The organism is Rhodococcus sp. MEB064, from assembly GCF_000834565.1.
Lineage (GTDB): Bacteria > Actinomycetota > Actinomycetes > Mycobacteriales > Mycobacteriaceae > Rhodococcoides.
In genome coordinates, this window is record NZ_JXQS01000006.1 from 32948 (window position 1) to 57669 (window position 24722).

The following is a 24722-nucleotide window of genomic DNA, read 5'->3' on the forward strand; positions in this document are numbered from 1 at the left end:
GCAGCGTGTACATCGACGACCACTGCAGTTCCGTCGGGATTCGATCGTGACGTCGGAGCCGTCCTTGTTCGAGGTGGACGACGCGTCGCGCCCGCTGGCGGACCGGCTCAGGCCTCGGACGTTGCAGGACGTGATCGGGCAGGATCATCTGCTGGCCCCGGATGCACCGATCGGGCGGATGGTCGAGACGAAGCGACTCGTGTCGATGGTGTTGTGGGGGCCGCCAGGGTGCGGAAAGACCACGATCGCGCGGCTTCTCGCGGAGCAGACCGATCTGGCCTTCGAACCTCTGTCCGCCACCTTCTCGGGCGTCGCAGATCTTCGAAAGGTGTTCAAGTCGGCACAGATCCGGCGGGAGACCGGTCACGGCACGATGCTGTTCGTCGACGAGATCCACCGTTTCAATCGCGCTCAGCAGGATTCCTTTCTGCCGTACGTCGAGGACGGAACGATCGTCCTGGTCGGCGCCACGACGGAGAATCCCAGTTTCGAGCTGAACGGAGCTCTGCTCTCGCGCAGTCAGGTCTTCGTGCTGAAGCGGCTCGACGATGCCGCTCTGAGCACGCTCGTCACCCGCGCCGAGGGTCTTCTGAGCCATCCGCTGCCGCTGACCGACGAGGCCCGCGGTGCACTGATCGCGATGGCGGACGGCGACGGCCGGTATCTGCTCAACATGATCGAGCAGGTGCACGCCCTGTCCGGGCCGCTGGATCAGGCCGGACTCGCACGGGCGGTCCAGAAGCGTGCACCGCTGTACGACAAGTCGCAGGAGGGCCACTACAACCTGATCTCCGCGCTGCACAAATCGATGCGGGGGTCCGATCCGGACGCATCGCTGTACTGGTTGGCGCGGATGCTCGACGGGGGAGAGGATCCGCTGTTCGTCGCCCGCCGGATCACTCGCTTCGCGGTGGAGGACATCGGATTGGCGGATCCGAACGCCGTGCATCAAGCACTCGCCGCCTGGGACGTGTACGAACGCTTGGGTTCTCCCGAGGGCGAACTCGCTATCGCTCAGGCCGTCGTCTATCTCGCGACCGCGCCCAAATCGATCGGCGTCTATCGCGCCTTCGGTAAGGCACGTGCCGCGGCGAAGCGAACCGGATCGCTGATGCCGCCTCAGCACATTCTCAATGCACCCACGTCGCTGATGAAGGACCTCGGCTACGGCGAGGGGTATCGGTACGATCCCGATACCGACACGGGATTCTCCGGCGCGAACTACTTCCCCGACGGCATGGACCGGCCGGTCTTCTACGAGCCCACCACGAACGGGTACGAGCACGCCGTCACGGAGCGGTTGCGGTCGTGGGAAAATATGCGCGCGAGCGGCTCTCGCGATAACTGATACGAGTGACGCGCGACCTCACACCCCGGTGAACATCTCGATCAGCCCGTACGGCGCACGCTCACCGAGGCACAGATCCACGATGTCGTGCGCATCCGCGTAGAAGGAATCGGTGCGCGTGAACAGTTCGGCCTCGTACGCAGCGATCGCGGCATCGGGGTCATCGGGGTGCGCGAGAATGAACCGTCCGAGCTCGGCGCCGTCGAACATGGCGAGGTTGGCTCCGTCTCCGGACGGGGGCATGAGGTGCGCCGCGTCGCCGAGCAACGTCACGCCCGGCGTCGGCCTCCATCGGTGACCGTCGGGGAGCGCGAAGATCTTGCGGGCCACGGGTGTGGTGTCACTGCCGGTGATCAGGTCCGTCAGATGTGTTGCCCAGCCGTCGAATTCCTTCGCGACGCGTGCCGACGTACTCGGTGCGTCCGAGAAGTCCAGGGTATCGATCCACTCGGCGGGCCTGGTGAGTTCGACGTAGGCATGCAGAACGTTGCCTACCTCGCGGTGCGCCACGATGCCCCGGCCGGGTGTCAGCGCGTACATCGCGCCGAGGCCGACACTGTCCGCGGTGGCCGGAAAGCGTACGTCGACGTCGTGCAGATACGTTTCGACGAACGTCGTCCCCGTGTAGTGGGGCGTCGACTGCGACACCAGTGGGCGAATTCTCGACCATGCACCGTCGGCTCCCACGAGCAGTTCGCTGACAATCGTCGACCCGTCCGCGAAGGTCAGGCGGTGCCCGCCGCCGCTCAGAGGCTTCACGCCGGCGACCTTGTGTCCCCACCTGACCGTGTTCTGCGGCAGTGCGTCGAGAAGAATCCGGCGTAGATCGCCGCGAAGAACCTCCGGCCGAGTCTGATCCCCGTCGTCCGGCTGGTCCAGCAGGACAGTTCCGTGTGGATCGAGAATCCGTAGTGCCTGTGCCCCCTCGTGAACGATCGACCGGAACTCGCGTGTGAGACCGGCGGCCTCGAGTGCCTTCTGGCCGTTCTCCTCATGGATGTCCACCTGGCCGCCCTGCGTTCGAGTATCGGCGGACGTGTCCGATTCGAAGACCCTGACCGCGGCGCCGTGCCGATGGAGTACTCGTGCCAGCGTCAGACCGCCGAGGCCCGCGCCGACGATGTCGACAGTGATCGCCATGGGAAATCCTTCCGTGTTTGGAACAGTGTTCCATTAGTGTGGAACGTTGTTCCAGATGTGTCAAGATGGACGACATGGCAACCGGACAGCGCCGCACCGACGCATTGTCGACAGAGCGCGTCGTCGACGCGGCGATCGACATCCTCGACACGGAGGGGGAGAAGGCGTTGACGTTCCGTGCTCTCGCGGCACGGTTGTCCACCGGAGCCGGTGCGATCTACTGGCACGTCGCCGACAAGAACGCGCTACTGGACGCGGCCACGCATCTCGTCGTATCCCGTGTGATGCGTTCGTCCGTCGACGATGGCGACGGCCCGATGGAAAGCCTCCGGACACTGGCGCTCGGAATCTTCGACGCACTCGACGATCACCCGTGGGTCGGCGCACACCTCCTCCGTGACCCCCGGCAAGCGGCGCTGGCTCAGCTGTTCGATGCCATCGGCGGCCGGGTCGCGACACTGGGCGTCGACGAACGCGATCTCTTCGACGCCGCGACAGCGTTGGTGAACTACATCCTGGGCGTTGGCGGCCAGAACGCTGCCAACGCCAGGAACGTCCGGGACGGCATCAGCAGGGAGGCGTTCCTGGACGAGGTGGCGACGCGGTGGGAAAGCCTGGACCCGCGGGCGTACCCATTCCTGCACCGCGTGTCGCCGCAGCTACGGGACCACGACGATCGTGCTCAGTTCTCCGCCGGTGTCGACCTGATCCTGTCCGGCATCACCCATGGCGCGAACAAGGCCTGAGTCTCGTCCGGCACACGGCTAGAATCGGTGCATGCCGAACGCCGAGAGCTGCGCAGATGCGTAGGGGATCCGGTGAACTGGAGAAGTCCGTGCTGGAACTTCTCGGCCGGCACAAGGAACTGTCGGTGTCCGATGTGCGGCGCCTTCTCGAAACGGACCTCGCCCACACGACGGTGATGACCGCGCTGGTGCGGCTGCACGGGAAAGGGCTCGTCGCCCGCGAACGGCGCGGTCGTTCGTTCGTCTATGCGCTGAGTGCCCCGTACGAGGACCTGCCTGCCCTGCGTGCTGCCATGCGTATGCGGTCCGAACTCGACGCGGGACAGGCGCGTGCCGACGTGCTCGCCAACTTCGTCGCCGCGCTCGATCCGGACGACGAGGTCACGTTGCGGCACTTGCTGTCCCGCCAGGACGAACGCGACGTGAACGGGTCGTGATCGCGTTCGTGGGTGTCGCCGCTGCGCCCTGGGTGTTCTCGATTCTGTTGCGACTCTTCGGTGATCGTCTCGACCGGCACCTCTCGCCGGGGTGGGCAGTGGTGGGAGTATCCGCGTTGTCCGCGCTGTCCGCAGCCGCAGTGGTCGCGTCGTCGATCGCAGTGTCGGCAGTGCTCCTGTCGGCGTCGTCGTGGCCGCCTCGTGTGGCCGGAGCCGTCCTGGCGATCTGGCTCGTGTGGCGAGTCGCGGTGTCGGCGATGCATCTTCGACGAGTCGCGGCAACAGCGCGTCGGTCGGCTCCGTTCGGACGCACTGCCCGCGCGACGGACGGGGTGGTGGTCGTCGAATCGTCCGACCCGGACGCCTTCGCGGTGCCGTCCGGTGGCGGCGCGATCGTCATGACGACTGCATTGATGTCGGCGCTCTCGGACGCGGAGATCGGTGCTGTCCTCGATCACGAGCGTGCGCATCTCCGCTACCGGCACGCCTTCTGGACTCAGGCGGCGGAGGTCTCGGCTCTGCTCGACCCCTTCGCGCGCCCCGTGGTGGCGCGCGTGCGGCACGCCGCGGAACGGCACGCCGACGAGTGTGCCGCCGATGCCGCCGATCGCACCACCGTGATGACGGCGTTGGCGCGGGCGGCGCTGCTCAGGGCAGATGTCGCCCGGGATCGGGCGTCCTACACGGTATCCGGGACGGGAGGTGACGTCGTCGCGCGTGCCCGAGCGTTGAGCGGCCCGCCACCGGTGGCGCCGCGGGGGACCGTCGTGGTCGCCTGCGCTGTGGTGGCCGCGGCTCTGATATCGCTCGTCGTGGTTCTGACCGACGTCACGCAGGACGTCATCGTGCCCGAGGCCGGCGAATCGGCGACCACGATCCTCGAGTAGGGCTGCACCGACGGCCTACTCGGAATCGGCGCCCTCGGAGGGTGTGTCCGACACGTCGCTCCAGGACGCGCGTGCTCCCGATTCGCCGATGCGATACACCTGGACGATGGTCGCAGCACCGACGACGACCGCGAGGATCACCACGACGACCGACAGCCGGCGCGGCACTGCGGTGCCGCGCCTTTCGCGCAGGTGCACGGCGACGAGCGCCGCTGCCACGACGACCAGGGCGATCGAGAAGTACAGCATCCAGTCGCCGAGTTCCGTGTGCTCGTGCACCGCCTCCGACCGAGGAACCCGCTTCTCGAGCCACTCTCCGGCGTCGGTCGTCAGCGGGGTCAGAATCAGCGTGATCACCGCCAGTGCGGCGATCAGCCAGACGAGTCGGTTGCGGACGGGGCGTGAGATGGCTGCGGCGATCGCGAGCAGTGCGGTCAGCGGCGCCAGCACGACGATGAAGTGCACGAGAAGGATGTGAGCGGGTAGGCCGTTGATCGTCGACACGAGTGAACTCCTGGAGGGTCGTTCGGTGCCGAGGCGCACCCGGTTTGATACTACAGAACGTGTAGTAGTTCGGGCGCGGTTCGCGCCGGGTCCGGAAGTCTCCAGGGGGCGTCGGAATCGCTGCCGATCGTGTCGAGGATGCGCCGGAACATGTGAGTGAACTCTTGAACGGTCGATCCCTCGTACAGCGCCGTCGGGTACACGAATCCGACCTCCCAGTGATCTCCGGACGGGTCCCGATGCTCCGTGACGTGAAGGTGCAGATCGCATTTGGCCATGTCGAGGGGGCGCGGTGTCACGGTGATCCGTGTCCGATCGCCGTCCGTCCCGGTATGCACGTCGAGGACTACGGGTTCGAGCACGTCGAAGGACAACGCGACCTGGAACAGCGGATGTCGCTGGTGGTGTGGTCCCGGATCGACCACATCTGCGATGTCTGCCAGCGGTACCGCCGTGTGATCGAACGCGCGCGTCTCACTCGCCCGAGCGCAGTCGAGTGCCTCCGCCACGGTCGTGGCACCGGACAGATCCGTGCGTATGGCGACGGTGGTGCTGAAGGTACCGACGATCTCTTCGAGGATCGGATCGTCGCGGCCGATGACAGGCGTACCGACGACGACGTCCTCCGAACCCGTCAGCTGCGCCACCAGAATCATCAGCGCCGTCCGAACCACGGTGAACCTACCCACGCCGTGGCGGTTCGCGACGGCATCGACGTCGCGGACGCCATCGGCATCGAGGTGGAGAGTGCGGCGCCCCGCGTCGAAGGACCAGGTCGCGGGCCGGGGACGGTCCGGCGGGGGTGTCGATGTGAAGTTCGCTCCGTGGAGCTCGGAGCGCCAGAACTCGACATCGTCGGTCACCGAGCGCGACTCCGCCCAGACGCTGTAGTCCGAGTACTGCACGGGACGCGGCGGCGACCACGACGGAGCGTGGCCGCTCGAGCGGGCGCGGTAGGCGACAGCGAAGTCGCGTCCCAGGATCCCGAGCGCCCACCCGTCTGCGGCGGCGTGGTGCACGACGCACGCGATGACATGGTGGTCACTCGCGTCGACGAAGACGCGGACTCGAACGGGCAGTTCCCGCCGGATGTCGATGGGCTCGGAGAGGAACGCCGCGACAGCACGGTCGGAGAACGGCTGCGGCGCAAGCACGGTCGGGGACGAGGTGTCGTCGACCAGCTGATGCGGACCGACAGGTGAGTCCGGGAACCGCGTTCGCAGAGTGCGGTGGCGAGCCGCCAGATCGTCGAATGCGGCGGAGGCGGCATCGAGGTCGAACGGACCGGTGATATCGAGGGTGAACGGAAGATTCGAGAGCGGCAGGGTGGCGTCGAAATCGATATCGCGTTGCTGTGGCGCGAGGGGAACGGCTGACACGCCGTCGGACAGTCCCGGCGTTGCGCGAGAGAACCGTTCGCTGTGAGCATCTCGGGAGTCGAGGACGAGGGCCAGAGCACGCACGGTGGGCGATGCAACGAGGTCACGGACTCCGACGTCGATGCCGGCCGCGACGCGAAGCCGCGACACCACGCGGGTCGCGGCGAGCGAGTCCCCGCCGAGATCGAAGAACGACGACTCGGCGCCGATACCGTCGACGGCCAGGACCTCCAGGAATGTCTGTGCGATCAGTTCTTCCGTCGCACCTCGGGGAGGTGCCGCGTGCGGGTCGGCGTCACGAGCGATCGGCTCCGGCAGTGCGCGTCGATCGACCTTTCGGTTGACCGTGAGTGGAATCGCGTCGAGAGTCCTGATCGACGACGGAACCATGTGCGGGGGGAGCGATGCCGCGGCGAACCGACGGATATCGTCTGCGTCGGGCGTCGTTCCGGTCATCGGCACGATGTAACCGTCGATCCGTGAACTGCCACCGGGGGTTCGTCGAAGGGACACGGCTGCCGCCGCGACGTCCGGGTGCCGACGCAGGGTGCTGTCGATCTCGCCGAGTTCTACCCGGTTGCCGCGTATCTGTACCTGATCGTCGTCCCTGCCGTGGAACTCGAGGGTTCCGTCGGCGCGGCACCGTGCGCGGTCGCCGCTGCGGAACAGGCGAGAACCGTTGGGGGAGAACGGATCGGCGACGAAGCGAGTCGACGTGGTTCCGTGCTTCCCGAGGTAACCCCGAGCGAGACCGGCAGTGTCGATGTAGATTTCGCCGACCGCACCGGGCACCACCGGCCTCAACCGGCCGTCGAGCAGGTGAATGCGGACACCGGTCATCGCGGTGCCGATGCCCGTGCGTGTGTCGGCCTCGATGGTGTCGGTCATCGTGACGCTGCACGTGGTCTCGGTCGGGCCGTAGGCCTCGAGGAGTCGTCGTCCGAGGGACCACGACGCCAGGAGGTCCGACGACGATTCCTCACCACCGACGATGACGGTTCCGACAGCGGGGATCTGCCGAGGGTCGATCGTCGAGAGTACGGACGGAGTGGCGAGGAGATGACTGACATCCTGGTCGACGAGGAATTCCGCCAGCTCCGACCCACCGATGACCTCCGGCGGACAGATGGCCAGTGAGGCTCCGGTGGCAGCCGCGGCAACAAGTTCGACGATTGCAGTGTCGAAGCCGAGCGCTGCCGACATCGAGATACGTGATGCGGGGCCCAGTCCGTAGTGCGATCGGATGTGCTGCACCAGCGGCCCGATACCGCTGTGCGTGACCACGACTCCCTTCGGCGACCCGGTCGAGCCCGAGGTGTAGACGATGTAGGCGGCCGAGAGAGGATCGCGTCGAGACGAGTCGTCGCGTCGTTCGACCGGAGACTTCGGTCGAACGTCGTCCAGTGCGATCCACGTCGTCCGTGACGTCGGGAGCCTCAGCGGTCCCGGTTCACCGAGTCCCGTTCTCGCCGAACAGTCGTCGAGGATGAAGCGTGCCCGTTCAGCGGGCAGAGCTGGGTCGACGGGCACGTGCACGGCGCCGACCCGAGCGATCGCCCAGAACGCGACGACGGCCGACACGGATCGTGGAACACGCACCGCGACGGCATCGTCGGGTCCGACACCGTGATCGAGCAGGATGTTCGCGAGCCGATCGACTCGCGTCGCCACCTGGCGATAGGTGAGGGTGACGCCGCCGGAGGTGAGCGCCGGAGAATCACCGTGGGTGTCCACCGCGTCGCGGAAGATCTCGGTCAGAGTCGACGAGGTGTCGGCTGGGGAACCGACCGACGCGGGGGTCGGCGGGAGTTCCTCGGGGAGTGAGAGATCGATCGATGCGACGTCGGTCTCGGGATTCGAGAACGCGTCGAGAACGTGCAGGTACCTCCGTCGTAGAACCTCGAGGTCGGCTGCGGAGTGTGTTGCCGGGTTCCCTTCGAACTCGACACGCGCACCGTCGCCCGACCACTGGGGATAGATATTGACCGCGATGTCGGACACGGGCCCGGTCTGCAGTATCTCCAAGCGCCCGTGCAAGTTTCCGATCGGAATGCTCTCGGCGAACATCATGATGTTGACGGTCGGGCCGAAGTAGTCCGAGCTCGACAGTCGAGATCCGCTCGCCGCGCGCGCAGTCGCGGCGCTTCGAGCCCGTCGCAACACGGACCGCAGTGCCACCTCCGTCGACGAGACGGCACCTCCGACTGTGGAGTCGCCGATGCCGTCGAGGTCGAGAGGCACGACAGCCGACATGGTCGACCCCGCCCGCTTGCTTGTGGCGGTCGCGCGTGCCGATACGGGGAGCGACAGCCGAACGTCCTGCACGCTGCACATGCGGCTGAGCAACACGGCAACTGCTGCGATCATCGTCGCGGTTCCGGAACCGCCCAGGCTGCCGTGGGCGTTGCTCCGGTCGGCGGTCGACTCGTGCGTCCGTGCGGACACCGGCCGCGGTCGACGTACCGCACCCCACCGAACGGCGGGTCGATCGGAACGGTCGGCCCAGAACTCGGTATCGCGGCGCAGTCGGGGCGACGCCGAGTAGGTGATGTCGTCGTCCACCAGGGTCTGCGGGGTGGGAACGTCCACGGGCGGTGCGGGCCGCCCGTCGACGAGTGCCCGGTACAGGGCGGCGGTCCGCTCGAGGACGAGCATCGAGGTGTGACCGTCCTGGACGATGTGATGCGCCCTGGTGAACCACAGAACCCGGTCGTCGGCCAGGCGGAAGATCCGCGACAGGACCAGCGGCCCGTCGAGCGGAACCGCGCGACCGCAGAGTTCCTGCATCGACCTGTGGGCGATGGAGAAGGAATCGTCGGCCGGACGGAGATCGACGACGTCGATGTCGTGCGCAGTGGCGTCGACGAATCGTTGGCAGGGCCGACCGTCCTGGTCCGCGATGCGCAGGGTCGATGTCCGATACTCCGCGTGCGCTGTCGAACCGCTGGTGACCAACGCGTCGACGTCGATGTCGCCAGTGATGTCGACGCAGTACGCGATCGTGAACGGCAGATCCGGTGCGAGTTGCTGGGCGTACCAGACGGCGGTCTGGGCGGACGTCAGCGGGAGCGACCCGTCGATCACGACTCTCCTCTCACGTTCGACTACTACAGATCAAGTAGTACCACGGTGTCGATCGACCCGTCCTTCTCGACGGGAACGGGCAGGTGGAACCCTGATGGGTGGCGCACGCCCGTGTGTCCGCCGTCGAACCCCGAGGGGAACCCATGGCCTCGTCCGACCCTCTCGCTCCCGACCTGGTGGTCGACCGGGTGGCAGCCATCGCCGACTGCAGCGTGACCTCGGACGCCGACGCCATGGTCAAGTACGCCACCGACTGGACGGGTCGCTGGACAGGCGCACCACGGGCCGTCGTCCGCCCCCGGACTTTCGACGCTGCTGTGGCGGCGATGTCGGTGTGTCGCGCACTCGGGGTCGCAGTCGTCCCGCAGGGCGGAAACACCGGTCTCGTCGCCGGCGCAGTGCCCCCCGAGGGATCGGTCGTCATCTCGACCGAGTATCTCGTCGACGCCGGCGACGTGCAGGACGACGGAACGGTCACCGTGGGCGCCGGGACGACTCTTGCAGCACTCGAAGCCATGGCCAACCGGTCGGATCTGACGTGCGGTCTGACGCTGGCTTCCGGCGAATCGGCCACCGTCGGCGGCGCGGCAGCCACCAACGCCGGAGGAATGCGCGTCCTGCGGCACGGCACCGCGCGAGCGCGGATCGCAGGACTGCGGGCGGTGACGGCGGAAGGGACGGTCGTCGATCGTCGACGCACACTACCCAAGGACAACACCGGGTTCGACCTCGTCGACCTGCTCGTCGGATCCGAGGGAACGCTGGCGCTCATCACCGACGTCACCTGGCGCCTCGCTCCGCGAGTGACCGATCGCATCGTCCTGGTCTTCGCATTCCCCGACGTGGCCGCCGCGGTGTCGGCGCTTCCCGTTCTCCGCCGGCTCCCCGGGCTGCAAGCGTTGGAATGGGCTGCGGGAGCAGAGGTGCAGCGCGCGGCCGACCACACGGGACAGGCAGCGCCGCTTCCGGTGGACGGCTTCTGGGTCTTCGCCGAACTGGGTGACGCGGGACGTCGAGGTGCAGACGACGACATCGACCTGCTCGGTGCGGCAACCGGCATGCTCGACACGGTGATCGGAACGACGATCGCAGAGGACCGCATCGCCGTGGCGAGCACACCGGCCGAGTGCCGACACCTGTGGTCGTTCCGTGAACGCATCACCGAGTCGATCAACAGCGTCGGCGTCCCGATCAAGCTCGACGTCGGCGTCCCGCTCGACGTGTTCGCCGACTCGTTCCACGCCATCGAGGACACCGTCCGACACGCCTCGGACGAGGTGACGGTCGCGCTGTTCGGGCACCTCGCGGAGGGCAACTTCCACGTCAACCTCGTGGCGTCACGCGGCGGGATCATTCCACCGTCGCTGGGGGAGCAGCTCGAAGATCTGGTGCTCGAGCTCGTCCTCCGAGCCGGTGGCACCGTCAGTGCCGAACACGGGATCGGCCGGGCCAAGGCGCGGTGGCTTCCGCGGCAACACGGCAGCGATCAGGTCGACCTGATGAGAGGTATCAAAGCCGCGTGGGATCCGACGGGATTGCTCAACCCCGGGGTCCTGTTCGGTGGGTCGCCGACTCGCTGAGCTGCTCACGGGACCGAGGCGGACACCGTCACGGTTGCGGCGGAACGCCTTTCGCCACAGGAAGGGACCAGCCGAAGCGCAGCGACGCGAAACGCAGCCCCATCGCCAGTACCGTCGCGACGGTCAGGCCGACGTTCTCCGAACCACCGACGGCATCGATCACGACGACCGCAACGGTGCCCACCAAGGCCGGCACGGCGTAGAGCTCCCCCCGGAAGATCAAGGGGACGTCGTTGACGAGGATGTCTCGGAGTACACCTCCGGCCACTGCGGTCGTGGTGCCGAGCATGCACGCGGCGACGACCCCGCCGCCGTGGGTGAGCGTGACGGCGGCGCCGGTGGAGGCGAACAGTCCCAGCCCCACCGCGTCGAGAAGCACGACCGCGCGCCAGAGGCGGCCGACGGCGACATGCGCCACGAACACCACGACGGCGGTCGTCAGCGCGACCGCGATGATGGGCCACTCGGTCATCGACGTCGGGGGATGAACGCCGATCAACCCGTCGCGAATCAGGCCTCCTCCGATGCCTGTCGTGACGCCGACGACGCAAACTCCGAGAAGGTCGAGGCCTTTGCGGACACCGACCAGGGCCCCCGAGGCGACGAAGGCGATGATCCCGAGATATTCGAGAACGTCGGCGAACACGGTGTGAGGTCCTTTCAGGTCTGACAGCGCCGAACGTGAGGCGTCATGCCTGCACGTTATAGCTCGACTCCGGCGATGCTGCGCACTGCACCGTGCCCGTCGAACGCGAGCTGACTGAACGCGACCTTCTCGATGAAGAAGCGGTCGTGGCTGACCAACACCACGGCACCGGGGAATGCCGCCAACGCGCGTTCGAGCACCTGCGTACTGGCAAGGTCCAGATGGTTCGTCGGCTCGTCGAGGACGATGACGCCGGCGCCGTAGAGAAGGCACTGGGCGAGGGCGACTCGGGCGCGTTGGCCACCCGACAGCGCGCCGATGCGTTGCTTCTGGTCCAGCTCGGAGAACTGCAGCAGTGCAAGGAATCTGGCGACGTCCTTGCGGGTCGCGGTGAGCGCGAGGCTGTCCGGCATCGCGTTGATGGAGTGTGTCACGGTGTCGTCGAGGTCCAGGTCCGCGAGCACCTTGTTGTAGTGGATGAAGGGGTGGGACTTGGACTTCCACTTCACTGTTCCCGAATCGGACGGTTCGACCCCGGTGAGGGCATCGACGAGCGTCGACTTCCCGCACCCGTTGGGGCCGGTGATCGCAATGCGGTCGCCGCGATGGATCTCGAACGACAGCCCCTCGAACAATGTGCGATCGCCGAACCGCTTCGTCAGACCCTCCACGACGCACAGGTCGTCGTGGACGTGAAGTTTGCCGTAGATCGAGGTGATGACCTGATCGACCGGCCGTGGATTCTTCGCCTTCTTGATGTTGGCCAGTCTGCGTTTGAGCACGCCGCTGGGATTCTTGATCGCTTCCTTGCGATCGGTGATGGCATCCTGTTCGTACGCGAGAAGTTGCTGCTCGTTCGAGAATTCCTTCTCCAGGTTCTTCAGGCGGAACTGCTTCTGCTGCACGTAGTCCGAGTAGCTACCGTCGTAGGACTGCAGCCGATTGTTCTCGATCTCGACGATCGTGGTCACGACCTGCTCCAGGAAATGCCGGTCGTGCGAGACGAGCAGGAGTGCTCCGCGGAAGTCGCGGAGCCAGCGCTCGAGCCAGGCGATACCTTCGGCATCGAGGAAGTTGGTGGGCTCGTCGAGCAGGAGGACGTCGGGTGCCTCCAGGATGATGCGCGCGAGTGCCGCACGATTGCGCCACCCGCCGGACAGCTTGTCGACGGGCAGTTCCCGACGCTCGGCGTCGAAGCCCAACATCGACAGTGCGGTGTCGATCTGTTGGTGATACGTCCACCCGCCGCCCGTTTCCATCTGCTCGAGCAGCTCGGCCTGCCTGTCGACCAGTCGGTACATCTCCTTCTCGTCGATGTCACCGCCGAGTGCGGCCTCGACCTCGCCCAGTTCTGCCTCCACGGCCCTGATCTCGCCGAACAGTGATTCCAGCTCGACGGTGATGCTGCGGTCTCCGTCGAGCTCGGAGAACTGGGAGAAGTAGCCGATCCGTGCGCCCTCGGTGACGTCGACGGTGCCCGTGTCCGCCGACGTTCTACCCAGAAGGAGTTGCAGCAGCGAGGTCTTGCCGGACCCGTTCCGTCCGATGAGACCGACCCGGTCGCCGTCCGTGAGCTTGAAGAACACGTCCCGCAGGATGACCCTCTGCTCGTATCCGGCGGTGACGTCGTTCATGCGAATCCAGCTCATCGCGGTGACGCTACTGGACCGGCATCGGTGTTCCCGACCACTGCGGGAGAGCGGGCCTCAGCGGCCGTTGCCGTTCCCGTTCCCGTTGCCGCCCCCATTGCCGTTGCCACCCGAGTTGCCGTTCCCGTTGCCGTTACCGCCGGAGTTGCCGTTCCCACCCGAGTTGCCGTTGCCGTTGCCGTTGTTGCGCGGCGGCACGGGGGGAACATCGACCACGACGGGAGGTGCGACGACGGGAGCGTCGAACACGGTCTCATTCGTGGTGGGCGCCTCGACGACCGGTGCAGGGATTTCGACTACGGGTGCGAGCACCGGTGTCTCGACGGGTGCGGTGGTTGCCGGCGAGGTCGACTCGGCGACGGGAACGGCAGTGTCGCCCACCTCCACGTCGTCGCCGGACGTTCCCCACACCAGAGCGGCCGCGATGATCACCGCAGCGGCGCCGGCGGACACCCACGGGAGCAGCGAACGTCGTGGTCGTTCGGGAAGACCGGGCAGCGGTTCCGGTGGCGGAAGAGGGGTGCGGAGGATCGCGGTGTCCTGCGTGGTGGCGGCAAGGGTCCGGAACTGTCGGGCCACCTCGACCGCCGACGGCCGATCCGCCGGACGACGCGCGGTCATCCGGGTCATGATCGAGTGCCAGCCGGGTCCGAGGTGTGTCGGAACGACCGGGTCTCTCTGCAGCCGTGCCAGGGCCGACGCGAGGGAGCCGCCGCCGAACACCATCACGCCGGTGATGCACTCGATGAGTACGAGGCCGAGGGAGTAGATGTCGGATTCCGGACCTGTCGGGGCGCCGGTGGCCTGCTCGGGACTGAGGTATTGCGCGGTACCGACCGCCGTTCCGTGCTCGGTCAGTGGGTCCGACTCGATGACGCGAGCGATCCCGAAGTCCGTCAGCTTCGTCCACCGCTCAGTGTTCCGGTCGGCACGGTAGGTCATGAGGACGTTGGCGGGCTTGACGTCCCGGTGAACGACACCCGCGTCATGGATGTATGCGAGCGCCTCCGCGAGTTCGTACCCGATCCGCGCGGTCACACCGGGCGAGATCGCCTGACCGGCGCGGAACGTCCCGAGGGTAGGTCCGTCGACGAGTTCCATCACCAGGAAAGGGCCGCTGTATCCGTCGACATCAGCGACTGCGCCGGCGTCGAACAAGGTGACCAATCCGGGATGTGACAACCGTGCCAGCGTGCGCATCTCGGCGTCGATGCGGCGCCGGTCGTGCGGAATCAGGTCGTCGTGGCGGAAGACCTTGACGGCGACAGTGCGCCCGAGCATGAGGTCGACGGCCTCGTAGACGTCCGCGACGCCTCCGCGCCCCAGCACGGAACCCAGCTGGTACCGACCGGCGACGAGCGATCGCGAATCCTCTCGCATCATCGTCACCCACTCCATTTTTGGTATCCCGAGCCTTTTCCGGCGCCCGACAGCAATGGTGATCGTAACGTCGCGACCATTCATACCCTCGACGAGCCGAGCGGAAACGGACGGCGTGGCTCCCGATCCACGACGAGCCACCGTCGGTGTTGTTAATGTCCTTCGAATGTTCGTGCCGTTCAGCGTCACCGATTTCCTCGACCGCGCAGCCACCGTCTACGGCGATCGGATCGGCGTCGTCGACGAGCCGTCGCAACCCGCACCGAGCCAGGGTTCCCTGACGTACTCGCAGGTCGCGGACCTTGCGTCCCGGCAGGCCGCCCGGCTGGACGAGCTCGGTATCGGCGTCGGGGAACGCATCGCCGTCGTCAGCCACAACTCGAGCCGACTCCTCACGTCCTTCTACGGCGTGAGCGGGTGGGGCCGCGTCCTGGTGCCGATCAATTTCCGGTTACGGCCGGACGAGGTCCGGTACATCATCGAGGACTCGGGTGCGCGTGTGCTCTACATCGATCCGGAGCTCGCGGACGAACTCGCCGACGTCGAGTGCGAGCACAAGTTCGTGCTCGGAGACGACGCGGATCTGTACGCCGCTCCGGGCGCCGTTCCGGTGAGCTGGGATCCCGACGAGTCCGCGACGGCAGCCATCAACTACACGTCGGGGACCACGGCCCGGCCCAAGGGTGTGCAGATCACGCATCGCAACATCTGGGTCAACGCCGTGACGTTCGGGCTGCACGCGGCCGCGGGGGACCGTGACGTCTATCTGCACACCTTGCCGATGTTCCATGCGAACGGGTGGGGCCAACCGTTCGCGATGACCGGTGTCGGCGCGCAGCACATCGTGCTGCGCAAGATCGACGGCGCAGAGATACTCCGCCGAGTCCGCGATCACGGGGTGACCGTGATGTGCGCGGCTCCCGCCGTGGCTGCGGCGGTGCTCGACGCCGCGCGGACGTGGGAGGGGGAGATCCCCGGACGGGACACCGTACGCATCATCATGGCCGGTGCGCCGCCTCCGACCAAGACCGTGGCGAGAGTCGAACGCGAACTCGGATGGGAGTTCATCCAGATCTACGGGCTCACCGAGACGTCCCCGTTGCTGACCTTCAACCGGACGCGGGCGGAGTGGGACGACCTCGATCCCGAGGAGAGGGCCGCCAAGCTGACGCGTGCGGGAGCGCCGGCACTGGGGGTCCGCCTGTCGGTGGACGACGCCGCGGAGGGCGCCGGGGAAGTACTGGCTCGCTCCAACGTGGTGATGGAGGGTTACTGGGGTCGGCCGGAGGAGAGCGCCGCGGCCCTGGCCGACGGCTGGTTCCACACCGGTGACGGCGGCGACATCGGTGAGGACGGCTATCTGACCATCGCCGATCGCAAGAAGGACGTCATCATCACCGGGGGAGAGAACGTCTCGTCCATCGAGGTGGAGGACTGCTTGTTCTCGCACCCCGCGGTGTCGGAAGTAGCGGTCATCGGTGTCCCCAGCGAGAAGTGGGGGGAGACGATCAAGGCTCTCGTGGTGCCGGCGCCCGACTCGGCGGTGACGGAGGGGGAGCTGATCGCCTGGTGCAAGGAACGGCTGGCCGGATACAAGGCGCCGACGACGGTCGAGTTCCGAGAAGAGTTGGCCCGCACCGCCACCGGCAAGCTCCAGAAGTTCAAGCTTCGTCAGGCGTACTGGGACGGGTACGGCCGCGCCGTCAACTGACGCCCCTCCCGTGTCTACGCTCACCGCATGCGATTCGACGAATACCGTGGCCACGATTCGACCGGTCTCGCAGACCTGGTCCGTTCGGGTGAGGTGACGTCGGCCGAGCTGGTCGACGTCGCCATCGCACGGGCCGAGGAGGTCGACCCTGCGCTCGGCGCCTTGGCGAACCGTCAGTTCGACGACGCACGAGCGCGCGTCCGCGGGACCCTCGCGGGACCGATGGCCGGAGTCCCCTTCCTGCTCAAGGACCTCTACCAAGCCCAAGCCGGAATCGTGGAGACGTGCGGATCGCGATCCCTCGCGTCGTCGGTACCGACGGAGACGGACACGGTCGTGCAGCGATGGCTCGACGCCGGTGTGGTCGTGATCGGCCGCACCACTGTTCCGGAATTCGGCTCGAAAGGAGTGACGGAACCCGATCTGCACGGACCGGCGCGCAACCCGTGGGCGCTGGACCGCAGTCCCGGCGGTTCCTCCGGTGGTGCGGCCGCAGCGGTCGCTGCCGGCATCGTTCCTGTCGCCGGAGCGAGCGACGGAGGCGGGTCCATCCGCATCCCGGCCGCGTACTGCGGACTCTTCGGACTCAAGCCCGGGCGAGGAGTCGTTCCGTCGGGTCCCCGTTCCGGTGAACCGCTGTTCGGGGCGGCGGTCACGGGTGTGCTGACACGATCCGTGCGAGATTCGGCGGCCTTCCTCGACGTCATGCGCGGGTCCGACCCGAGCGCGCCCTACGAGTTCGCCGCCCCCGGCCGCTCGTACGCCGAGTCGCTCTCGGCCCAGGGCAGAACCCTGCGTATCGGAGTGCACACGGGGTCCGCACTGAATGCGTCTCCGAACCCCGAGGTCGTCGCTGCCGTGCATGCCATGCGCGACTTGCTCACCGACATGGGCCACGTCGTCGAGGATGCTCGGCCGGCCGTGGACGAGGAGCAACTGGCTCGGGATTTCCTTACTCCGTGGTTCGTCCACGTCGCGGCGGAGGTCGCCCGCCACACCCGCACCGGTCGCCCGTCGCGGTCGGATTTCGAGTTGGACACGCTGGTGCTTGCAGAGATCGGCCGGGCAACGTCGGCCGTCGACTACGACGCGGCGATCGGCCGATGGCACGACCACGTCCGTGCTCTGGGCACGTTCCATCAGCACTACGACCTGTTCCTGACGCCCACCACGGCTGAGCCCGCGCCTCTGATCGGAGCGTTCGACACTCCGTTCGCCGAGCGCCTGGGGGCTCGCGCGGGCCTGGCCCTGCGTCTCGGTCCTGTTCTAGGCCGGCTCGGTGTCGTTCAGGACGCCGTGATGCGCAGTCTGTCCGCCGTGCCCTACACGCAGCTGGCCAACGTCACCGGGCGACCGGCGATGAGCATCCCGTCGGCGTGGACGCCCGAAGGTCTGCCCGTCGGAGTCCAGTTCGTAGCGGCTCCGGGCGGTGAGTCCACACTTCTGCAACTCGCGCGTGATCTCGAAGAGGCGCGGCCGTGGTTCGCGACGGTGCCCGTTATCTGACGGCGCCGACGTTGCCATCCGGTCTCGTTTTCGTGATCGAGTACGAACAACGGCTCGAACTGTGGTGACATTATCGAGTGACCGATGCTCCGGGGAGGTCCAGAGCGGTGCCCGACGTGGACGAACGCGTGCGGTACGCCGTTCTGCTGACGCGGATCGCGCACCGCGACGAGGCGGCTCTCGCCGATCTCATCCTGATGACGCATCACCTCCTCTTCGCGGCAGTCGTCCGGGTTCTCGGCGATCACGCGCGCTCGGAGGAAGCAGTCCAGGAGACCTATGTCCAGATCTGGGACACCGCGGCTCTCTTCGATGCCGATCGGGGGTCGCCGCACGCCTGGATGTCGACCCTGGCTCGACGACGCGCGATCGATCGAGTCCGCTCGGACACCTCGTCGTCGAAGCGTGACACCGCCTATCACGCGGCCCAGTACCACCGTGACCACGACGAGGTCTTCGAGTCGGTCATGACATCGCTGGATGCCGACACCGTCGCCCGGGAACTGGTCGAGTTGACGGCATTGCAACGTGTCGCCATCGAGTTGATCTACTTCTCCGGTCTGTCGTACACCGAGGCCGGACTACGCCTCGGGGTACCGAAGGCCACGGTGAAAACCCGGGTGCGGGACGGGATCCAGAAGTTACGCGTGCACATGGCGCCCGCGAGCACGTAGATCCCGAGCCCTCCTCGGTTCACCAGTCGATCCGGCCTTCGCGGTTGACGAACCTGCCGGTCGGGCTTCCCGGTCCTTCCGTGGCGAGGGCGACGACCGCGTCCGTTCCCTCCTCCACGGTCTGGGGCCCGTGGTGTCCGTTCAGGTCGGTGCCGGTATATCCGGGATCCACCGCGTTGATCCGAACAGAGGGAACGGCCTTGGCGTATTGCGTCGTCAGCATGGTCAGCGCGGCCTTCGACGAGGCATACAGCGGAGCGAGTACCCGGGATTCCGCGCGGTCGGGGTCGTGGGTCGCGGACAGCGACCCCATCTCGCTGCTCACGTTGACGATGACGGGGTCGTTCGAGCGAGCCAGAAGCGGAAGGAACGCGGTGGTCGTGCGGATCACGCCGAAGACGTTGACCTCGTACACGTCTCGGGCGTCGGCGGCACTCAGCGAGCCGACGTCGCCGAGCGTGCCCATGATGCCGGCGTTGTTGACGAGAACATCCAGCGCACCCTCGTGCTCGAGGATGTCGGCGGCCGCGGCGGCGACCGAATCGTCATCGGAGACGTCGATCTGTACGAAGCGGACTCCGAGGGAGTCCGCGGCCGCCGTACCCCGTTCGCGGTCACGTGCGCCGAGGAGGACGATGTGGCCGGCGTCGACGAGGCGGCGTGCGGTCTCGAAGCCGAGACCTTTGTTGGCTCCGGTGATCAAGGTGATTGTCATGACGCCATCGTGCGTGCTCCGAACGAGCACAACCAGGGACGGCGTGACGGTAGGACTACCGGTACCACCCACCGGTATCGCGACGGCGGCACAATGGAACGGTGACCGACCGCCAGGACGACCTTGCCGCCACTCTGCGGGTATGGCGCGATCGGCTGTCACCGGCGTCGGTCGGTCTTCCCGTCGGGCGGGTCCGTCGCGCGTCCGGCCTCCGGCGTGAGGAACTCGCGGACCTCGCCGGTATCTCGGTGGACTACATCGTCCGCCTCGAGCAAGGCCGCGCCACGACGCCGTCGGCGCAGGTCCTGGGATCACTGGCGCGTGCGCTACGGCTCACGACGGGGGAGCGGGACCACCTGTTCCGGCTGGCAGGACAGATCCCGCCCGCCGACAACGTCGTGTCGGACCACATTCCGCCGGGTGTGCAGCGGGTGGTGTCCCGCCTCGGCGATGCCGCCGTCGCGGTGTTCGCCGCGGACTGGCGTCTGATCTGGTGGAACAAGCCCTGGGCCGCGGCGATCGGGGATCCGTCCGCTATTGCACCGGCACGACGCAATTTCGCCCTCGACAGCTTCTCGCAGGATCCGACAGCTCTACATCTGTCGCGGTGGCCGGTCACGACGATCGACGGTTCGGAGGGTGTGAAGGCGGCGGTCGTGTCGGACCTGCGATTCGCGACGGGTCGATTCCCCGGTGACGTGCGACTGCGAAGTCTGATCCGGCTGTTGGAAACGGAGAGTCCGGAATTTGCCGAGTTGTGGTCGCGCGGTGCGGTCGGTGCACATCGCGAGGCGCACAAGGTCATTCACCACCCGTCGGTGGGGCCGATCACGGTGGACTGCGATGTGCTCACCGACGGCGATGCTCATCTGAAGATCGTCGTCATGACGGCCGCTCCGGACAGCGAGGACGAGACCAAGTTACGTCTCGCCGCCGTCACGGTGCCACAGGACGATCACGTGGATCATCCACCGTCGATGGCGTCGGACAGCAGTTCGACGTAACGGCGATGTGCCGGAACGGATTTCGGTGACGCGAGGACTCCGATGGCGAGAGTGTCGCCGAGACCGAAGACGGTATGCGTGAGCCCGGTGGTCGGCCCCAACCCCGCGAACGCCGTCATGAACAGCGACCGCGTTCCCGCGACGGTCAGATCGCTCGGACCGCACCGCACACTCGAGACGACGGTGTGTGCCGCAGCATGCGTCCGCGGTGACGACATACGCCGGATGCCCTGTCTCAGAACGGCAGCGGGAAGGTGGTCGGCGACTCGAACGGCGTCGAGTACCGCCTGGTGCGTCGCCCGCACACGCTCCTCGGCCAGGTGTTTCGCGATGGCCAGGCTCTGGGTCGACCGGTCGTCGGAAGCGGGGAACAGGTCGACGTTCGCCGAGGCCAACCTGTTGACCCCCGAGAACTCGGCATCGTCGGGCAGCGCGACGGAGACGTGTGTCCCCAGGTCGTCCGGAACGTCGTGCCCCTGCTCGCGCAGGAATGCTGCCATCGCACGGGCGATCGCGCCGATCGAGGCGGTAGTCACGGACACCCGTGCGTTCGCGCCGGTCGTCGTGGACGAGGAGGCACCGGTGACCTCGGACAGTGACCGGACCAGCACGTATCCGACCCTGTCGGGTCCCGGATCGTCGTTGAACATCGTGACACTGCGCGGCGCGGGGTGGCGGACGACCAGGCCCGCGTCGACGTCGCGGTGTAGATCACGGGCCGATCGGAGGCTTCGTCGGACGGCGCGCGCCGTTCCGACGATCTGACCGGGTAGGCGGAGCAGACCGGCCGCTGCGGCGACATGTGGTGAGACGGCCTTCCGAACCGCCGGCGTCGGGAGGTCGTCCGCGACGGAGTCGTCACCGAGCAGCGCCCGGGTGATCGCTACCGCTCCCGACCCGTCGGTCACGCAATGTGCCAGTTGCACCACCACGACGGTGGCAGGACCCGTCGACGACGGCACGTCGAGAACGTCGGGCAGGACGTGGACACGCCAGGACGTGCGCTGCGTGTCCACCGGAGTCGCGAGGACGGCACCGAGGGCCTGCGGCGTGTCACCCCAGGACAGACCGCGGTCTGCGTGCACCACGATGTCGTCGCGCATCGGCGTCTCGCGCGCGGTCCACGACGGATAGTCGAGGTTCAGCGTCGGAACCGACAATCGAACGCGCAGTGCGGCGATCGCGTCGGCCCGGTCCGCGATCGCGGACACCAGCGTCTCCGTACGCAGGCCGGTGGAGCCGTGGTCGAGCGCCGTGGTGATGTAGTGATCGGTCGTACTACCCGGGCGGGACTGGTAGTGGAACGCTGCGTCCTTGGGGTCGAGCCGTGTCGTTGCCATCGATCGTCGACCCTAACCGCTGAGCTACCCGGCCGCGTCGTCTCTGCGCAGTCGCGACGGCGGGGCAGTGGTGGAGCGGGACACCAAGGTCGGGGTGAGGACCGTGTTCGACGCCTGATCACCCGCCGCGAGTGCCAACGCGGCGTCCACGGCTGCTCCGGCGAGCCGTCTCGCGTCCTGGGAGACGGTCGTCAGGGCGACGTGGGATAGTCCTGCCACGCGCGAGTCGTCGTAGCCGATCACGGAGACGTCGCCCGGAACGGTGAGTCCCCGTGCGACGAGTGCACTCAATACGCCTGTGGCACAACGGTCGTTGAAGGCGACGACGGCGGTGGGCGGATCGTCACGAGACATCAGCGCGTCCAGGGCGCGCGCTCCGTCGTCCTCGCTGAGACCGCCGCGCACGATCATCGCGGGCCCCTGATCCAGACGGGACATGCTGCGCCGGAAGCCGGTCGACCGGTCGTCGCTGCCGGGTGCGCCGTCGCCGTCGACGAAGGCGATGCGGCGGTGACCGAGTTCGATCAGGTGATCCACCGCCAGAATCATGCCCGCGGTGTCGTCCGCGCGCACCGTGGTCACCCCCGATGAGTCGGCACGCCTCGCGACGACGACCGTGGGAGTGCGCGCCGAGATAAGCTCCAACTCCTCGTCGTCGAGGCGACTGCCGATCAGAATGGTTGCCTCGCAGCGCTCGTGGCGCAGTGAGCTCAGGGCGGACGTTTCGTCCCGGCTGGGTGCGACCGCGCTGATCATGACGTCGAAACCTCGTTCGGCCGCGGCTGCGTAGACGTGCTCGACGAGATCGCCGTGGAAGGGCTGCTGAAGCTCGAAGACGACACCGAGCAATCGTGAGCTGGCCTGCCGGAGTTTGCTGGCGCGACGATCCCGCACGTATCCGAGGCTGTCCGCGACGTCCTTGATGCGTGCCCGGGTGGCGGCACTCGCACCAGGTGCGTCGCGGAAGACGATGGACACCAACGCCGTGGACACGCCTGCCGCGCGAGCGACGTCGGCCATCGTGGCCGGGCGGTCGACGCGATTCGGTCCGGGCGAGCTCGGGGGTGCCACGGACGCATCATAGCGGGGTCTTGACGGTGTCGTCTAGAACGTTCTAGCATCGCCGAACAGGAACACTAGAACGTACTAGTAGGAGTGAAGACATGGCGGTCCATACCCCCGGCCCCGTCCGGGTGGCAGCACTCGGCGCGGGAAGGATCGGCGCGAACCACGCCGAGATCGTGGCGCGACGCGTCCCCGGTGCGGAACTCCGCGCCATCGCCGATCCGGTGCCCGGAGCCGCCGAGCGACTGGCGGACGAGCTCGGCGTGGACGTCGTCTCGACCGACATCTCCGCCACGCTCCGGCGCGACGACATCGACGCCGTCGTGATCGCTGCGCCCGCTCGCAGCCACACCGACCTGGTGGTCGAGGCCGCGGAGGCAGGCAAGAACATCTTCGTCGAGAAGCCGATGGCTGTGACGCTCCAGGACGCCGATCGTGCGATCGCCGCCGCCGAGTCGGCGGGTGTCGTCCTGCAGGTGGGGTTCAACCGTCGCTTCGCCCCGGGGTTCGCGGCGGCTCGCGCTGCAGTCGACCAGGGACGCATCGGTACCCCGCAGCTGCTCCGGTCTCTGACGAGGGATCCGGGCCCCTTCGGCGGCGATCCTGACCGGACACCGCCGTGGACCATCTTCCTCGAGACCTTGATCCACGATTTCGACACGCTGTGCTTCCTCAACCCCGGTGCAGCGCCGATCCGCGTGCACGCCATGGCGGATGCGCTGATTCGTCCCGACGCACGCAACTCGGGATTCCTCGACACCGCCGTCGTCACCATCGCGTTCGAGGGAGGAGCGTTGGCAACGGCGGAGGCCAGCTTCTCCGCTCTGTACGGCTACGACGTCCGCGGTGAGGTGTTCGGCTCGGCAGGCATGATCACGGCCGGCAGCGCTGCATCGACGGACATGGTGCTGTACGCGGCCGACGGCATGTCCGTCGACACGGCGCGGCGCGACACCGACCTGCTCCGCTCGGCGTACATCGGCGAGTTCACCTCCTTCGTCGACGCCATCCGGTCGAACACTGCGGCGGTCGTCGGCGGCCACGACGCGCGAGTCGCGCTGTCGATCGCTCTCGCGGCGATCCGGAGTGTCGAGACCGGCGCTCCCGTCGACCTGGCCGACATCGACGTCGTGGGTGCGCGGTGACGTACACGTTGGCCGCGAGCGCCGAAATGCTGTATCTGGACCTGCCGTTCGTCGACCGTGTCCGCAGAATCGCCGACCGCGGTCTCGCTGTGGAGATCTGGAACTGGGCCACGAAGGACATCGACGACCTGCGGGCGACCGGGGCGACCTTCTCGTCGATGACCGGATACCTCCGAGGCAGTCTGACCGATCCGGACGGTATCGAGGAGTTGATCGACACCGCGGAGGAATCGCTGCGGGTGGCCGACCGCCTGGACTGTCCGCGGCTCAATCTGCACGGCACCGGCTTGGATGCGAACGGGCTGCCCGTGCACCCGGTGCACACCGTCACTCCCGACATGTGGCTCAGGGCAGCCGACACCCTGCGTCGGGTGGCAGCACTCGGCGAGCGCGCCGGACGTGTGTTCACGTTGGAGAACCTCAACACCGCCGTCGACCATCCCGGAACCCCGTTCGCGACCGCGGCCGATACCCTGACTCTCGTTCGCGCGGTGGACAATCCGTTCCTCCGCATGAACCTCGACCTCTACCATGCCCAGATCGGCGAGGGGAACCTCATCGAGACGGTGACGGCGTCCCTTCCCTTCATCGGCGAGATCCAGGTTGCTGACGTGCCCGGTCGCTGTGAGCCGGGCACGGGTGAGATCGCCTATCCGGTGATCGCCCGCGCGCTCCGGAACATCGGGTACGACGGTGTCATCGGACTCGAGGGGTGGGCGCGAGCAGACTCCGACGAGGCGCTCTCGGCGTTCGAATCTGCGTTCGCACTGGGGGACTGAGCG

At 67.2% G+C, this 24722-nt stretch carries 20 protein-coding genes; 11 read left to right on the plus strand and 9 right to left on the minus strand.

Going from position 1 to position 24722, the window contains the following annotated elements:
* The first annotated feature begins 46 nt into the window (after window positions 1-46).
* A complete protein-coding gene (locus tag RU01_RS02880) occupies window positions 47-1348 on the plus strand; it encodes a replication-associated recombination protein A (RefSeq protein WP_042573004.1) in 1302 nt (433 codons plus the stop codon).
* An 18-nt stretch (window positions 1349-1366) separates the two neighbouring features.
* Here RU01_RS02880 and RU01_RS02885 read toward each other — a convergent pair whose 3' ends face one another.
* Window positions 1367-2488 carry an FAD-dependent oxidoreductase gene (locus RU01_RS02885; RefSeq protein WP_042573005.1) on the minus strand — a complete coding sequence of 374 codons (1122 nt, stop codon included), beginning with the start codon at window positions 2486-2488 and terminating at the stop codon, window positions 1367-1369.
* 74 nt (window positions 2489-2562) lie between these two features.
* Between RU01_RS02885 and RU01_RS02890 the strand changes: the two genes are divergently transcribed.
* The 3 genes from RU01_RS02890 to RU01_RS02900 are packed head-to-tail and all read left to right on the plus strand — an operon-like array spanning window position 2563 to window position 4558.
* Complete coding sequence (locus tag RU01_RS02890) at window positions 2563-3234, plus strand: TetR/AcrR family transcriptional regulator (RefSeq protein ID WP_156148767.1); 672 nt, start codon at window positions 2563-2565, stop codon at window positions 3232-3234.
* 56 nt (window positions 3235-3290) lie between these two features.
* Window positions 3291-3671: a BlaI/MecI/CopY family transcriptional regulator gene (locus tag RU01_RS02895; protein WP_082042846.1), complete on the plus strand. Its 381-nt coding sequence runs from the start codon at window positions 3291-3293 to the stop codon at window positions 3669-3671.
* Complete coding sequence (locus tag RU01_RS02900) at window positions 3668-4558, plus strand: M56 family metallopeptidase (RefSeq protein ID WP_042573007.1); 891 nt, start codon at window positions 3668-3670, stop codon at window positions 4556-4558. Before RU01_RS02895 ends, RU01_RS02900 begins: the two co-directional genes overlap by 4 nt.
* 15 nt (window positions 4559-4573) lie before the next feature.
* Here RU01_RS02900 and RU01_RS02905 read toward each other — a convergent pair whose 3' ends face one another.
* Both RU01_RS02905 and RU01_RS02910 read right to left on the minus strand, forming a co-directional pair.
* Entirely contained in the window at window positions 4574-5062 is a 489-nt protein-coding gene (locus tag RU01_RS02905) for a DUF2231 domain-containing protein (protein WP_042573008.1), read from the minus strand.
* 50 nt (window positions 5063-5112) lie between these two features.
* Window positions 5113-9525 (minus strand): non-ribosomal peptide synthetase, encoded by a 4413-nt coding sequence (locus tag RU01_RS02910; protein WP_042573009.1) that lies wholly within the window; start codon window positions 9523-9525, stop codon window positions 5113-5115.
* Window positions 9526-9668: 143 nt separating this feature from the next.
* Between RU01_RS02910 and RU01_RS02915 the strand changes: the two genes are divergently transcribed.
* Window positions 9669-11105 carry an FAD-binding oxidoreductase gene (locus RU01_RS02915; protein WP_042573010.1) on the plus strand — a complete coding sequence of 479 codons (1437 nt, stop codon included), beginning with the start codon at window positions 9669-9671 and terminating at the stop codon, window positions 11103-11105.
* A 28-nt stretch (window positions 11106-11133) separates the two neighbouring features.
* Here the strand turns inward: RU01_RS02915 and RU01_RS02920 are convergent, their stop codons facing one another.
* From RU01_RS02920 to RU01_RS23450, 3 genes are read right to left on the minus strand one after another with little or no spacing between them, the layout of a single operon-like run.
* Entirely contained in the window at window positions 11134-11751 is a 618-nt protein-coding gene (locus tag RU01_RS02920) for a trimeric intracellular cation channel family protein (protein ID WP_042573011.1), read from the minus strand.
* A 56-nt stretch (window positions 11752-11807) separates the two neighbouring features.
* Window positions 11808-13400 (minus strand): ABC-F family ATP-binding cassette domain-containing protein, encoded by a 1593-nt coding sequence (locus RU01_RS02925; RefSeq protein WP_042573012.1) that lies wholly within the window; start codon window positions 13398-13400, stop codon window positions 11808-11810.
* A 57-nt stretch (window positions 13401-13457) separates the two neighbouring features.
* Complete coding sequence (locus RU01_RS23450) at window positions 13458-14783, minus strand: serine/threonine-protein kinase (protein WP_269430086.1); 1326 nt, start codon at window positions 14781-14783, stop codon at window positions 13458-13460.
* 163 nt (window positions 14784-14946) lie between these two features.
* Between RU01_RS23450 and RU01_RS02935 the strand changes: the two genes are divergently transcribed.
* From RU01_RS02935 to RU01_RS02945, 3 genes are all read left to right on the plus strand, one after another.
* Window positions 14947-16491: an AMP-binding protein gene (locus tag RU01_RS02935; RefSeq protein ID WP_042573013.1), complete on the plus strand. Its 1545-nt coding sequence runs from the start codon at window positions 14947-14949 to the stop codon at window positions 16489-16491.
* 27 nt (window positions 16492-16518) lie between these two features.
* A complete protein-coding gene (locus RU01_RS02940; protein ID WP_042573014.1) occupies window positions 16519-17997 on the plus strand; it encodes an amidase in 1479 nt (492 codons plus the stop codon).
* A gap of 107 nt (window positions 17998-18104) precedes the next feature.
* On the plus strand, window positions 18105-18671 hold the full coding sequence (locus RU01_RS02945) for a sigma-70 family RNA polymerase sigma factor (RefSeq protein WP_042573015.1): 567 nt from the start codon (window positions 18105-18107) through the stop codon (window positions 18669-18671).
* A 19-nt stretch (window positions 18672-18690) separates the two neighbouring features.
* Here the strand turns inward: RU01_RS02945 and RU01_RS02950 are convergent, their stop codons facing one another.
* Window positions 18691-19386 (minus strand): SDR family NAD(P)-dependent oxidoreductase, encoded by a 696-nt coding sequence (locus RU01_RS02950; protein WP_042573016.1) that lies wholly within the window; start codon window positions 19384-19386, stop codon window positions 18691-18693.
* Between the two features lie 101 nt (window positions 19387-19487).
* On the opposite strand from RU01_RS02950, the gene RU01_RS02955 reads away from it, so the two are divergent.
* Entirely contained in the window at window positions 19488-20390 is a 903-nt protein-coding gene (locus RU01_RS02955) for a helix-turn-helix domain-containing protein (protein WP_042573017.1), read from the plus strand.
* Here the strand turns inward: RU01_RS02955 and RU01_RS02960 are convergent.
* Complete coding sequence (locus RU01_RS02960; protein ID WP_042573018.1) at window positions 20351-21730, minus strand: WS/DGAT domain-containing protein; 1380 nt, start codon at window positions 21728-21730, stop codon at window positions 20351-20353. The two genes, RU01_RS02955 and RU01_RS02960, sit on opposite strands and share 40 nt — an antisense overlap.
* Window positions 21731-21754: 24 nt before the next feature.
* A complete protein-coding gene (locus RU01_RS02965; RefSeq protein ID WP_042573019.1) occupies window positions 21755-22750 on the minus strand; it encodes a LacI family DNA-binding transcriptional regulator in 996 nt (331 codons plus the stop codon).
* A gap of 143 nt (window positions 22751-22893) precedes the next feature.
* On the opposite strand from RU01_RS02965, the gene RU01_RS02970 reads away from it, so the two are divergent.
* A complete protein-coding gene (locus RU01_RS02970; RefSeq protein ID WP_042573020.1) occupies window positions 22894-23940 on the plus strand; it encodes a Gfo/Idh/MocA family oxidoreductase in 1047 nt (348 codons plus the stop codon).
* 26 nt (window positions 23941-23966) lie between these two features.
* Window positions 23967-24719, plus strand: coding sequence for a TIM barrel protein (locus RU01_RS02975; RefSeq protein WP_042573061.1), 753 nt, complete (start codon window positions 23967-23969; stop codon window positions 24717-24719).
* Window positions 24720-24722 lie beyond the last annotated feature (3 nt).

Excerpts from the sequence above, each read along its gene's own strand:
- RU01_RS02970 (WP_042573020.1), top strand. The coding sequence starts at position 22,894 with ATGGCGGTCCATACCCCCGGCCCCGTCCGGGTGGCAGCACTCGGCGCG.
- RU01_RS02935 (WP_042573013.1), top strand. The coding sequence starts at position 14,947 with ATGTTCGTGCCGTTCAGCGTCACCGATTTCCTCGACCGCGCAGCCACC.
- RU01_RS02940 (WP_042573014.1), top strand. The coding sequence starts at position 16,519 with ATGCGATTCGACGAATACCGTGGCCACGATTCGACCGGTCTCGCAGAC.
- RU01_RS02950 (WP_042573016.1), bottom strand. The coding sequence starts at position 19,386 with ATGACAATCACCTTGATCACCGGAGCCAACAAAGGTCTCGGCTTCGAG.
- RU01_RS02895 (WP_082042846.1), top strand. The coding sequence starts at position 3,291 with ATGCGTAGGGGATCCGGTGAACTGGAGAAGTCCGTGCTGGAACTTCTC.
- RU01_RS02890 (WP_156148767.1), top strand. The coding sequence starts at position 2,563 with ATGGCAACCGGACAGCGCCGCACCGACGCATTGTCGACAGAGCGCGTC.
- RU01_RS02885 (WP_042573005.1), bottom strand. The coding sequence starts at position 2,488 with ATGGCGATCACTGTCGACATCGTCGGCGCGGGCCTCGGCGGTCTGACG.
- RU01_RS23450 (WP_269430086.1), bottom strand. The coding sequence starts at position 14,783 with ATGATGCGAGAGGATTCGCGATCGCTCGTCGCCGGTCGGTACCAGCTG.
- RU01_RS02960 (WP_042573018.1), bottom strand. The coding sequence starts at position 21,730 with ATGGCAACGACACGGCTCGACCCCAAGGACGCAGCGTTCCACTACCAG.
- RU01_RS02975 (WP_042573061.1), top strand. The coding sequence starts at position 23,967 with ATGCTGTATCTGGACCTGCCGTTCGTCGACCGTGTCCGCAGAATCGCC.
- RU01_RS02915 (WP_042573010.1), top strand. The coding sequence starts at position 9,669 with ATGGCCTCGTCCGACCCTCTCGCTCCCGACCTGGTGGTCGACCGGGTG.
- RU01_RS02925 (WP_042573012.1), bottom strand. The coding sequence starts at position 13,400 with ATGAGCTGGATTCGCATGAACGACGTCACCGCCGGATACGAGCAGAGG.
- RU01_RS02965 (WP_042573019.1), bottom strand. The coding sequence starts at position 22,750 with ATGGCCGACGTCGCTCGCGCGGCAGGCGTGTCCACGGCGTTGGTGTCC.